The sequence below is a fragment of the Staphylococcus simulans genome (assembly GCF_002902285.1).
Classification (GTDB): Bacteria; Bacillota; Bacilli; order Staphylococcales; family Staphylococcaceae; genus Staphylococcus; species Staphylococcus simulans.
This window is the reverse complement of the sequence record NZ_PPRU01000015.1, coordinates 1-12,595: the sequence shown is the minus strand read 5'-3', so window position 1 is coordinate 12,595 and position 12,595 is coordinate 1. Positions and strand designations below refer to the sequence as shown.

Sequence of the window (12,595 nt, the reverse complement as noted above, 5' to 3'; positions counted from 1 at the left end):
GGTGTGCTTACTTATCAATGTTCTCCATAGATAATTCAAAATCTAACCAATTTACAATATCTGATAATAACATACCGCGATATGAACTTACATTTAATAACTCATGATCTAACCCGTCATAAATTCTTAATGATTTATGTGTGGTTTTAGCTTCTTTGAAGAATTGGATTGCATCATCAGAACTTACAATGCGGTCACTGCCGCCATGCATAATCAACACTTTGTCTTCAAACTTCGAAAATTCGATATCCATATCTCGGACCGCTTCTCTAAATGCTTTGATTCTTTTATGTTTCTCAATATCCGTTTCTTCATCCTGATTTTCTATTTCTGCTGAATGATCTACGACATCATCACGAAAGACAGGTTGCCCCGTTGGAGACAAACCACCTGCAGAAATATAACCGTGCACTGCATTCGGATAACGTATACCAAATAATGTCGCTATTGTACCGCCTACACCATGGCCTAAAATAAATATTTTTCCTGTCAATTGTGCTTTAACATAATCTACAACAGCCTTTAAATCTTCTACGACGATATCTACATGTTCATAAAGATTTTTGTCACCAGGAGTTTTACCATGACCTCGTTGATCATAACGAATGACATTATAATCATATTCATTAAATGTTGAAGCCACACCATCATAATCATCTAATTCTTCTGACAATCCTTGTACAATAATCAAATTAGCCATTGGCTGTTCACCTAACGTAATTTTACTGTAGAGATTCACACCATCAAAAGATGAAATATAATCAATATCTGACACAGATAAAAACCTCTCTTTCACTATATATCCTTATTTTCACTTACCCTATGCAGACTTGAAAATCACTTTTTCAATACAATAGCTCCATTCTCTTTTAGTTATTTACTTACTTGTTTATTCGTATTAAAATAATAGAGTTCTTTCATAGTTAATTTATTATATTGACTAAATTATAAAATACAGAAAGCAGATGACGCTATTGAACATCAGGACTACTCATATTAAAGATATGCTTCCTTATTTAATCATTATTATATTATTGCACCTGATAGGTGTTACTTGTTTATGGATGGGTGCACATACACACCCTATTTTATTCGGAATGGGTATCTTAGCATATACACTAGGTTTACGTCATGCATTTGATGCTGACCACATTGCAGCTATTGATAATACAGTTCGCAAACTGATGCAAGAAAAACAAAATCCGTCAGGTGTTGGCTTCTATTTTTCTATCGGCCATTCCAGCGTAGTTTTTATCATGGCACTTTTATTAGGTGTTTCAGTATCATGGGCACAGCGACAGATGCCCCTCTTTCAAGCTATTGGTGGAATCATCGGAACGATGGTTTCTGGTCTGTTTCTACTACTAATTGGTATTTTGAACTTAATTATCTTAGTGTCATTGATTCGTTTATTTATGCGTTTACGCTTTGAACAAGTTTCTGACGATGAACTGGATCAATTGTTAGCTTCTAGAGGGCTTATTCAACGATTTGTTGGTCCTTATTTTAAATTCATCAACAGAAGTTGGCACGTTTTACCATTAGGTTTCCTATTTGGATTAGGCTTTGATACTGCAAGTGAGATTGCTTTGCTTGCATTATCATCTGGAGCTGCTGAACAGTCATTACCTTTTGCTGGCATTATCGCACTTCCATTATTATTTGCGGCAGGCATGAGTTTATTAGATACACTAGATGGCGCGCTCATGAAGTCTGCTTATCACTGGGCATTTCTAAAACCAGTTCGTAAAATTTATTACAATATTACCATTACCGCTATCTCCGTCATAGCTGCGTTGATAATCGGTACTGTAGAAATACTACAAATGATTGGTGAACATTTTAAATTGCACAGTCCTTTTTGGGATGAAGTTGCATCAATTGAATTTAATCATTTAGGTTATCTGCTCGTTGGCGTATTCTTATTGTTTTGGTTAGTATCTGTGATTATTTGGAAACTTAATCACTTTGAAGAACAACAGTTGCGGGAGTATTCAAAACTTTTCTTACCATAACAATTCCTTACCTTCATCTAAAATAAAGCAATCCTTACGTTTCACTTTAAAAATAAGTAAATGTAAGGATTGCTTTTTAAAATACAAATTGAACTAATATCATATAAGCGATTGTACCACCCGCAATTGAAATCAACATATTACGTTTAATCACATGCAAGATAATAATCACTAAAATCGCCATCAACTCTGGCAGCCCATGATTGCCAGTTAAGATAGGCGTTTTACGTAACGCATAAACGACTAAGAAACCAAATACCGCTGCAGGAAGTACAGCGCCTAAATATTGTACAAACTTTGGTGTTTCTTTATCTTTAGAAAAGATTAAAAACGGCAAGAAGCGTGTCAACATCGTTCCAATCACAACAACCGCAATCGTTAAAATTTGTTGGGTTAAGGTCATATTAAGCCACACCCTTTCTTGCGAAATATCCTCTGAGGATAGTCAATGCGAGCACAATTAAAATCATTGAAGGTAAGATGAATTGATTAGGTCCGAAGATGACCAAACAAACTATAGGGATAGCCAACCCAATTAATGAACTTACATGATTCTTTTCTTTCAACCAAGACTCTAAAAAGATTACAACGAAAAGAGCGACCATCACAAAATCTAAGCCTTTTGTATCAAACTTAATAAAGACACCGAACAGACTTCCGATTGTCGTACCGAAAAACCAATAAAATTGATTTAATAATGTGACATAGAACATAAATAAGGTCTTATCGACATTTTTAGGTACATTCGCCATATTATTAATTACGAAGGTTTCATCACACATCCCAAAAATTAAGTATGGCTTATATTTTCCTGTCCCTTTAAATCGATCCAACATGGAAATACCATAAAATAAGTGTCTGGAATTCAGCATAAGTGTCAATACGAAGACACTTAATGGATTAAATGGAACTAATAATAAACTTCCGGCCACAAATTCCATGGATCCTGCAAAAATCAACAAACTCATCAGCATCGCATAAATTGGTGGGAATCCTAATGAATGCATATAAATACCGTAAGCAATACCAATAAATGAAAACCCTGCGAAAATTGGAATTGTTTGAGGAAATGCTGCTTTTATAGCTTTTAAATGCGGATGTTCAGTCATGACTATCAATCCTCTTTCTATGTATATGAAAATCTTCGAAAAACATTCATTTTCCGAAGATTTAATGTAGCTTATAAAACTCTGAATGCATCAGGTACTGGTACTACTTTTTGTTCAACAATATTGTAGAACCCGCCATACTGCATACCTTGGCAATGGATTTGATTACCTGTACTGATTTCAAATTCAAACACCCATTTTAAACGACTGATTTTCGTTAACCAGCATTTGCCAACGGGTTTGTCGTGAATAGTAAGTGGTATCTTATAATCAATTTCAGTATGCATAAGTATAGGTGAAATATTTTGTTTCAACATTTCAGAAGGGGTAAGATGCTTATTTACAAATATTGTTCTTAAATCTTCAAACCAACGGACATAGACAATATTGCTGACGATACCCATCGCATCAATATCATAGCCGTTTACTTCAATTTCTGTTTCTGCCACTAATTTACGTTCGCTCAACACCGACAACTCCTATCTTTCTTTATAACATCAGTATAACAACGTTTTTATAAAGTTGATAAGTGTTATCTTAATTTACAATGAAGTTTCTGTATTGAATTCATGTTTCAGCAAAGCGTATCTATGAAAGTCTTCAAATTGTCCACGTTCAAATGACTCATCTTTATCCGTTCCAACAAAACGGAAGTTTGCACGTTCTGCGACTTTTTGACTGACTTTGTTTTTAGTGTTGATGTGCAGCGATAACTTATTTAAATCCAAAGTATTGAATGCAAAATCACAGATTTTATGTAGGCAACGGGCAATGATTCCTAAGCCATTATACTTACTCTGCAACCAATATCCTACAAAAGCTTTTTTATTTTCTAAATCAATTTGCTGTATATCAATAGTGCCAACTACTTGGTCTCGATAGTAAATCACAAAAAGGCGATGTTCACCTGCAGCCTGTTTCTTCAACATTAACTTAATGAAGTTGAGTTCATCTTCCACCGTTAATGTATGATCAATGAACGGTAAATACGTTGAAAGAAATGCTCTATCTTGTTCAATCACTTGAAATAAAGGTTCAGCCATGAATGTTTCAGGTTGTGCTAACTTTATGTCTTCATCTACTGGAAAATAAAAAAAGTCCACATGTATCGCCCGCTTTCACTCTATGTATTTTTTCATGAATAACTAGAGTATAGTGGAGTTGACAGAATATTTCAATATCAATTCGATGTAAAAAAAGACGAGTAATGCAAAATGCACTACTCGTCGAAATTGAGTATTCAGTTCATTTCTTAAATATTATAAGAAACGTTTAGCTGCTACTGAAAGTGGTGGGATTTCATCAAAGTCTAATTTTTTATCTTCAGTAATAGATCTGTATGCCCATTTAGCATAGTTGATTGCTTCATCCGGTACAATTTTACCTGGAAGTGGTGCAGCGTTCGCATCAACATGTACGTTTACGATTGTTGGTCTGTTTTCATTTAATGCAGCTTCAACAACAGTATCGATGTCTGCTGGATCTTCTAATGTGTAACCAGCACCGCCGCATGCTTCAGCGAATTTAGCAACATCCATATCTGAGAAGTCGATTGCATATTCTAATTCACCAGCTGCTTGTTGTTCGTATTTGATGAACGCTAATTGTTTGTTATTCAATACGAAGATAACCATTGGCATGTTATATTGAACAGCTGTTGCGAAGTCTTGCATTACCATTTGGAAACCACCGTCACCAGCGATACCGATAACTTGACGGTTAGGGAATGCTACGTTAGATGCAATTGCACCTGGTAACGCGCAACCCATTGTACCTAACCAACTAGAAATAATGAATTCGTTACTTGGTTTAAGGTTTAGGTAACGTGTTGACCATACTGTTGAAGTACCAACATCAATTGAGAATACAGCGTCATTGTCTGCTTCTCTGTTGATAGCTTGCATCAAGTGTTCTGGACGGATTGGATAAGAATCATTGTTAAGGTCTTTTTCCATCCATTCTTTCCAAGTAGCCATGTTATCTAATGCTTCTTTTAAGAATTTACGGTTTTTAACTGGTTTAACAAGGTTTGTTAATTCAGTTAACGCGATTTTAGCGTCACCGATAATTCCAGCATTTACTTTGAAACGGTGACCGATTGCACTTGGATCAATGTCGATTTGAACGGCTTTGATATTTTTCTTAGGAAGGTAGTCAACATATGGATAGTTTGTACCTACCATGATTAATAAGTCAGCATTTTGCATTGCTTGATATGCAGGTTTTGTACCGATTTTACCGATGTTACCTAAGTTATATGGGTGGTCATCTGGAATGATTGTTTTAGCTGGTAAAGTGATGATTGTAGGGATTTGTGCTTTATTGATTAAAGCTTCTACTTCAGGTCCAGCATGTTTTGCACCAGTACCCATTAACATTACAGGTTTTTTAGCTTTATTAATTAATTTTGCAGCTTTTTTAATTTTAGCTGTGTTTGGTGCTGGGATTGTTGGGCGTTTTTTGTTTACAACTTTATTAGTTGTATCTTTAACTTTGTTAGTTAATAAGTTGTTAGGCAAGATTAAAGTTGCCACACCTTTTTTCTCGTAAGCTGTTTTAATAGCTTCGTTTACGATACCAAAGATATCGTCATCTTTTTCTGAGATTTGACGGTTGTATACTGAAACATCTTCACATAATGATAATAAGTTTGTTTCTTGGAAAGCTTTAGTACCAAGTACAGTACTATTAGATTGACCTACTAGCACTAATTGAGGAACGCCATCCATTTTAGCGTCATACATACCATTTAATAAGTGAATCGCACCTGGACCACCGATTGCTAATGACACGCCGATTTTACCAGTAAGTTTTGTGTAAGCTGAAGCTGCTAAGCTTCCTACTTCTTCATGACGAACATGATAGAATTTAATTTGTTCACTTACTGTACGTAAACTATCAACTACTGCGTCGATAGAGTCGCCTGGGATACCATATAAGTGATCAATATCCCATTGTAGTAAAGCTTCTACAAGTGCTTGATTTGCTTTAATTTTTGCCATTTTAAAAATAGCCCCTTTCTATTCATTAAAAAAGTAACTGTATTCAAACTACCCTTTAGTTAGTGTTTGATGCTGCGTTATGCAAAGTGTGTCTATATATTCTAATGCTAATAAAAAAGAATAATCAGGATTGGTAACAACACTGAACTGATGACTGCAGTCAGAATCATACCAATTGAACTGAATGCACCTGATTCTAAATCTAATTCTAAGGCTTTTGCTGTTCCGAACGCATGTGATGCATTTCCAAATGCAAGCCCTTTTGCAATGGAAGTTCTAAAGTTCCCCATACGCAACAGCAATGAGCCAAGCATACTGCCGATTAAGCCAGTGGTAATAATAAATAGTACTGTAATTGTATCTGCACCGCCCATTTGGTGAGATACTTGGATACCAACCGCTGCTGTGATGGAACGCGGTAATAATGTGACAATTTCTTCTTTATTGAAGCCTAAAATCTTCAACGACGAATAAACTAACACAAAATTGAGTAATACGCCAGTCAATACGCTTGTGAAAATAATATTGAAGTTTTCAAATATTTTATGACGATTGATATAAAGCGGATAAGCTAAGCAAACAACCGTACAGCTCAGCAAGTAATTAATTAAATGGCCGCCTGCCATGTAAGAATTATAATTCTGACGGAACAACAATAACACGATTATAATTCCAATTGAAGCAACTAGGGCTGGATTTAAGAATGGGCTAGGAAATCTCTTGTGCAGCTTCTTCGCTGCAAGATACATAACCACTGTCAGTACTATCATTATGATGTCTTTTAAAATAATCATGATGTGTGACTCCCCTTACCACCATGTTGTCTTCTGGCCATCTTCTCAGCAATTAGCCCAGAGACGTAAGCGACAGCTATTGTTCCGAGAATGATGACGCCGAAGAACAAAATAAAGTTGAGGTGTATGTCACCTATGATATCCATTACACCAACGACGGAAGGGATAAAGAAAAACACCATCGTTGTTAGCAAGAAGTTGGAACCCGCTTCGACCCATTTGACAGGTATAATTTTAAATTGTAATAGTAGGAAAAAGAGTCCAAGGCCGACGATACTTCCAGCTAATGGAATATGCAAAAGGTGCTGAAGGGTGTTGCCTAAATACGTGATGCCCATAATCAAGATAATTTGGAAGATAATCTTTAAAACCTTCGATGTCATAAGCTAACACCTTTCCTTAAAAATAAGCGTATAAATGGTCATTTCCAAATCAATTCTGGTGTCTGAATCTAGTGTCCATCACTATTTATACACATTCTTTTGACTTACATTCCTTATTCTATGACAATTCTGTGTATAATAAAAATATCGATTTTAGATACTACCTATTACTTTTTTCTATGAAAGCGATAACATCGATTACTTTTCTTCCAAATACGAACTTTTGTTACCATCAATCTTGTTCCATAACGTATATACCCCTTTCTGACAGTCTTAACAATAAATTTAAAAGCACACAAAAACAGCTGTTCATTTTACCGAACAACTGTCTTGCTTTAGAAATGAAAGCATTGAAAATACCGTTAAATATAATTGTATGATCTGTGCAACCTCTTAAACATTCGCTTTATACCCCATTATGACATTCTAGTGAACTTTACTTATCTTGGTGACAATTCATCTTCAGTCATCCACATATGATTCTTAACCATCTTGCCATTATCTTTATCTTTATAGTCCACTGTATAAACTGTTGTTTTTTCTACTTTATCGATTGTTGCTTTCGCACCTTTCATACCCTTCATATGATTCGCTTTCAAAGTAACAGTGTCCCCTTTTTTGAAACCTTCTTTCGGTGCATTTTCTATTTCCTCATTCACGACCCATTTGTGATGAGAAACTTTTTTACCGCCATCAGTTGGTTGATAGCTGACTTCGTACACACATGTATTATAAGCGCCTTTAACTTTACCGTCAGCATTCATCATGCCTGGCATGTGGCCTTCTTTTAATCTAACATCATCCCCCTCATCAAACTGACTGTGACGTGCATGATGCATATGTTCAGGCATTTGACCATGATGATGCCCCATGTGATGTTCTCCCTCTTTTGAAGTCTGTTTATCTTGTGTTGTATTTTGAGCATTTTGACTTGAGGTTTGTGTGTCCTCTTGATCATTTGAACAAGCGGTAAGTATCAGAGACGACGTTAACATAACCATTCCGATTCTTTTTAACATACCTTTCACCCTTTCTTTACTCCCACATTTATCATATACCCCCTTTAGGTATATTACAATCCAATAAAAATAGGACGCCCTTATGCTGTCGCAAAAAGTGACATCCTTTGTCTAATTTTTTATATAGTTAATGATGATTTCATGTAATCAATATATTCTCTTGTCGCATAGTTGATATACTTTTCTTTTTTCCAAATCACACCTAGTTGCCATCTCATAGAAGCATCATTAATTTTCGCACTATGAATAGGCCCACGCAGCATTTTCACAATGTTTTCTGGTAGGATACTGACTCCTAATCCAGCTGTTAATAAGTTTTCGATAAAGTTCCATTGCGAAATTTTGGAAATAGTCTTAGGCACAAAACCAGAACGTTTAGCTGTTTCAATAATTTTATCGTTTAAATAGAAATCTTCATTAAACAATATAAAATCTTCATTTGCTAACTCATGCATTTCTACCATTTCACGTCCAGCGAATGGATGTGTTTCACTAACAACCAACAAAATATCCTCTGTATAAAGTGGAATAGATTCAAAGATAGCACTGTCTACAGGCAAAGTTGTAATGCCAATGTCAATTTCATTATTGATGATTTGAGATTCTAATGCCTTCCCGCCATTCTCTACCAAATTGTACGTAATATTTGGATACATTTGATGGAAATTACCTAGTGTATCAATGAATTTATTCATGTTCATAACAGCTGATAATCCAATACTGATATGACCCGCTTCAAGTCCCTTTAACTGATTCACTTCTTTAGGCAGGTTCTCAAACAAATTCATAATTTCCAATGATTTCTTATAGAAAATCTCTCCGCTGTCTGTCAAAGTTAAATGACGTTTACTACGATCAAATAACGCACTGCCCAGTTCGTTTTCTAAATCTTTGATTGCTTTGCTGATTGTGGGCTGTGCAATATAAAGTTCTTTAGAGGCATTTGTCATACCGCCATGTTGTACAACTGCAATAAAATATCCCATTTGTTTAATATCCATGTTTGTGCCCCTTCTCTTTTTACAATTTCTTTCTTTTCACATATACCACTATTTTATAATATCAACTGCTGAAGTGCTATATATCCAGAAAAACAGACCAGAGAACTTTTCAACTCTCGGTCTGCTTTCTTTTTATTTAATAATATCAATCAATTCTTTTTTAGCTGCTGCACGTGCTGGTATCCAACCGAATATAATACCAATTAAAGTTGATACACCCACTGCGAGTAAAACAGATCCTAAGCTTACAGCACTCTTGATATAATCAGGTGTGACTACATCGACAAGCGAAGCAATTCCGATCCCTAATAATAATCCGATAATGCCACCTATTAAACAAAGTACGACACTTTCAACTAAGAATTGTATCTCAATATCTCTTGCTTTAGCACCGAACGCGCGACGTATTGCGATTTCTTCTGAACGCTCCGCAACGGAAATGTACATCACATTCATCACACCAATACCTGCAATGAATAGAGATATACCTGCGACTGCTGCTACAAAGTACGTAATTCCATCAAATATTTTACTGATGCCTTTCATCATTTCTTCCATATCTGAATATTGATAACTACCTGCTGCTTGGCCGCTTCCTTTTTTCGATAACACCTTTGCGACACGTTCACCTACTTCTTTTTTGTTATGACCATCTTCGATCTTAACTTCTAACTGTGCAAAATCTTGCGTTAGATTGGGTAAATAATGTTCAAGCGTTTGTGTCGGCATATGTACGACATTATTTTCAAAGCCATCACCCGTGGTTATACCGACAATCTTAAATCCTTGTCCATTAATATATAGTGATTGTCCAACTGCTTTTTTAGGTTTATCAAATAAATCCTCAGCTAATTTCTTATCAATGGTTACAACTTTGTTTTCAATCGCATTATCACCTTGATTAAAACCGTGACCTTCATCTACATTGCTAAATTGGTCCTTCACGTAAATATTTGCATTGCCATTTTTACGTGAATTCGTCACTTTAGCTGTAAATGCTTGATCTTTATCTTTTTTAATCTGTGCTTTTTCTACTCCTTTTTCTCTTTCCGCTAATTGAATATCACTAGGTGCAAAAGGCTCTGTTTTTATATCAGCATCCGTAGACTGCATAAAGCTAATAAGCGCAGCATCTTTAGACGCACCTGAATCTGAAAACTGTTCATTTGCGGTCTTTTTGAATCCATTTCCTAAAGCCATGATAGTAATCACAGCCGCAATACCAATAATAATCCCAATCATCGTGAAGATATTACGCCGCTTATTTTTCATGATTGAACGTAGTGAAACAATGAGTATATTAGATAATCGACTCATTTTATCACCTCTTCTTCCTGAATGCGCCCATCCAAGATGTGGAAGATGCGATCTGCTTTTTCAGCTACTGCTCTATCATGTGTCACCATAATCATCGTTGTCTCTTGTTCTTGATTCAGACGTATAAATAATTCCATTATATCTTCTGAAGTTTTTGAGTCGAGTGCACCCGTAGGTTCATCTGCGATAATAAACTTTGGTTGATTCACTATGGAACGCGCAATTGCCACCCGTTGTTGTTGACCGCCAGATAATTTATTTGGCACAAAATTTTCTTTATCGTAGAGCCCGACATTATGCAGTGTATTTAAAACACGCTTCTTTCTTTCTTGACTTCCGATACCTGCATAAACTAAAGGAATACTTACATTTTCTAGCACTGTGTTATTTTGTATCAATTTAAAATTTTGAAAGACAAAACCTACAACTTGGTTTCTAATTTCAGCTAATTGATTATCCGAACTCTTTTTATAATTGTTGTTATTAAATAAGTATTCGCCCTCATAACCTCTATCAATGAAACCTATGATATTAATCAACGTACTTTTACCTGAACCGGAAGGTCCCATAATTGCGATAAACTCGCCTTTTTTTATTTCCAGGGAAATATCCTTTAAGATATGATTCACTTTATCTCCATTTTTAAAAGAACGATTGATGTTTTCTAACTTAATCATTCTTTCACCTCAATCTTATCTCCCTCTTTTAGAGATGATTTAGGATTTTGAACTAAACGTTCTCCTTCTTTCAATCCTGACTTAACGTAAATAGAACCCTCTTTCTTTTCTACTTTGATTTTACGTTTTTCAATTTTATTTTCTTTATTTAGAACATAAATTGTATTATCTTTGTCCAATACATTTTGAGGAATTTTAATTTTGTCAGTAGCGACAGAAGCATCTAGTGATAAACCTGCACGTACTGGAGAAGATAAATGACCAATAAGCACTTTATATTTCGAAGCATCTTTTGAGCTGTCTTTACCTGATACATCATTCATAACAGGATTCGAAGCTTGTCCTGCTCCTTCTTCTTCAGAAGCACCTGCAGCAGAAGCACCACTCATCGCATTTTCATTCAGACTGTCTTCATAACTTGTTGGAAGTTCAGATATCTTTATAACTTCACCTGTCCCTTTATCACCTGTGCTATTGACCTTATATTCAATTTTTTGTCCTTCTTTAATTTTATTCAAATCATATTCAGTTACTGTTGTTTTGATTTGCGGATCTTTTGAAATTAATTGAAGAATCGTTTCACCTTCATTAGGATAATCCTCTTGCATAATTTCTATCTTTCCTGGGAAAGCCGCAAATAAGCTATCGTTAATTTGTTGATCAAATTGATTTAATGATTGGTTCGCTTTATTTAAGTTTGCTTGTGCTTCTGATAGTTGTTCGTTGGCTTGCTCATCATTTGGTGCACGATTGACACTTTCTTGCGCTTTTTGTCTTGCACGTTCTGATTGGTTCACTTTATCAAGTAAGCTTTGACGTTGATTCTGGCTCGTATCATAGCTGATAATTTGTTGACCTTTTTCAACATCTTGACCATTTGAAACAGTGGTATTGATATATGTACCGATAGTTGAATTATTTTGGTAAGACTTCACTGTTTCCGGAGAAGCTTTACCTTGCATAGTTAGCGGACTTTCTTTTTTAGCTTTATAGACACTATATGTATTTTCCTTATTTGATGTGCCTCCAGCATTTTTAACAATGATTGCGATAATAAATAATAGTAGAATTGCCGCAATGATTAAAATTATCCATGTCATTTTCTTTTTCACACTAATTCTCTCTCCTAACGATTAATTTTAAACTCACAATTGCATAATATCACAACTTAAAAATAAATGAATACCTTTACATTAATAAAGTTAGATATTTATAATCTTTAAAGTTGTCTACTAATTTAAGCAACGTTCATTAACAATGAGATCAAATGATTAAAAC

General features: G+C 35.1%; 14 protein-coding genes. 1 reads left to right on the top strand and 13 read right to left on the bottom strand.

The annotated features are described in order from the left end of the window. Nucleotides 1–7: 7 nt before the first annotated feature. Nucleotides 8–775 carry an alpha/beta hydrolase gene (locus CD112_RS03795; protein ID WP_103363886.1) on the bottom strand — a complete coding sequence of 256 codons (768 nt, stop codon included), beginning with the start codon at nt 773–775 and terminating at the stop codon, nt 8–10. A 169-nt stretch (nt 776–944) separates the two neighbouring features. Between CD112_RS03795 and CD112_RS03790 the strand changes: the two genes are divergently transcribed. Then, nucleotides 945–2,015: a HoxN/HupN/NixA family nickel/cobalt transporter gene (locus CD112_RS03790; protein WP_373364854.1), complete on the top strand. Its 1,071-nt coding sequence runs from the start codon at nt 945–947 to the stop codon at nt 2,013–2,015. Between the two features lie 76 nt (nt 2,016–2,091). Here the strand turns inward: CD112_RS03790 and CD112_RS03785 are convergent, their stop codons facing one another. The 12 genes from CD112_RS03785 to CD112_RS03730 form a co-directional block, all read right to left on the bottom strand. Then, entirely contained in the window at nt 2,092–2,418 is a 327-nt protein-coding gene (locus tag CD112_RS03785) for a branched-chain amino acid transporter permease (protein ID WP_023015108.1), read from the bottom strand. A gap of 1 nt (nt 2,419) precedes the next feature. Further along, nucleotides 2,420–3,124 (bottom strand): AzlC family ABC transporter permease, encoded by a 705-nt coding sequence (locus CD112_RS03780; protein WP_023015109.1) that lies wholly within the window; start codon nt 3,122–3,124, stop codon nt 2,420–2,422. A 71-nt stretch (nt 3,125–3,195) separates the two neighbouring features. Beyond that, the gene (locus tag CD112_RS03775; RefSeq protein ID WP_037557637.1) at nt 3,196–3,594 is read right to left on the bottom strand and encodes an acyl-CoA thioesterase; all 399 of its coding nucleotides are present in this window, start codon (nt 3,592–3,594) and stop codon (nt 3,196–3,198) included. A 72-nt stretch (nt 3,595–3,666) separates the two neighbouring features. After that, complete coding sequence (locus CD112_RS03770; RefSeq protein WP_070847751.1) at nt 3,667–4,227, bottom strand: GNAT family N-acetyltransferase; 561 nt, start codon at nt 4,225–4,227, stop codon at nt 3,667–3,669. A 156-nt stretch (nt 4,228–4,383) separates the two neighbouring features. Next, on the bottom strand, nt 4,384–6,126 hold the full coding sequence (locus CD112_RS03765; RefSeq protein WP_002479826.1) for a pyruvate oxidase: 1,743 nt from the start codon (nt 6,124–6,126) through the stop codon (nt 4,384–4,386). A gap of 107 nt (nt 6,127–6,233) precedes the next feature. After that, nucleotides 6,234–6,920 (bottom strand): LrgB family protein, encoded by a 687-nt coding sequence (locus CD112_RS03760; protein ID WP_002479827.1) that lies wholly within the window; start codon nt 6,918–6,920, stop codon nt 6,234–6,236. Beyond that, entirely contained in the window at nt 6,917–7,303 is a 387-nt protein-coding gene (locus CD112_RS03755) for a CidA/LrgA family protein (RefSeq protein WP_002479828.1), read from the bottom strand. Before CD112_RS03755 ends, CD112_RS03760 begins: the two co-directional genes overlap by 4 nt. A 440-nt stretch (nt 7,304–7,743) precedes the next feature. Next, complete coding sequence (locus CD112_RS03750; RefSeq protein ID WP_060803683.1) at nt 7,744–8,322, bottom strand: YdhK family protein; 579 nt, start codon at nt 8,320–8,322, stop codon at nt 7,744–7,746. Between the two features lie 119 nt (nt 8,323–8,441). Then, entirely contained in the window at nt 8,442–9,323 is an 882-nt protein-coding gene (gene cidR / locus CD112_RS03745) for a cidABC operon transcriptional activator CidR (RefSeq protein WP_002479830.1), read from the bottom strand. A 132-nt stretch (nt 9,324–9,455) separates the two neighbouring features. Further along, the gene (locus CD112_RS03740) at nt 9,456–10,640 is read right to left on the bottom strand and encodes an ABC transporter permease (protein WP_002479831.1); all 1,185 of its coding nucleotides are present in this window, start codon (nt 10,638–10,640) and stop codon (nt 9,456–9,458) included. Beyond that, nucleotides 10,637–11,317, bottom strand: a complete 681-nt coding sequence (locus tag CD112_RS03735) for an ABC transporter ATP-binding protein (RefSeq protein WP_103363884.1) — start codon at nt 11,315–11,317, stop codon at nt 10,637–10,639. Before CD112_RS03735 ends, CD112_RS03740 begins: the two co-directional genes overlap by 4 nt. After that, the gene (locus CD112_RS03730) at nt 11,314–12,429 is read right to left on the bottom strand and encodes an efflux RND transporter periplasmic adaptor subunit (protein WP_103363883.1); all 1,116 of its coding nucleotides are present in this window, start codon (nt 12,427–12,429) and stop codon (nt 11,314–11,316) included. Before CD112_RS03730 ends, CD112_RS03735 begins: the two co-directional genes overlap by 4 nt. Between the last annotated feature and the right edge of the window lie 166 nt (nt 12,430–12,595).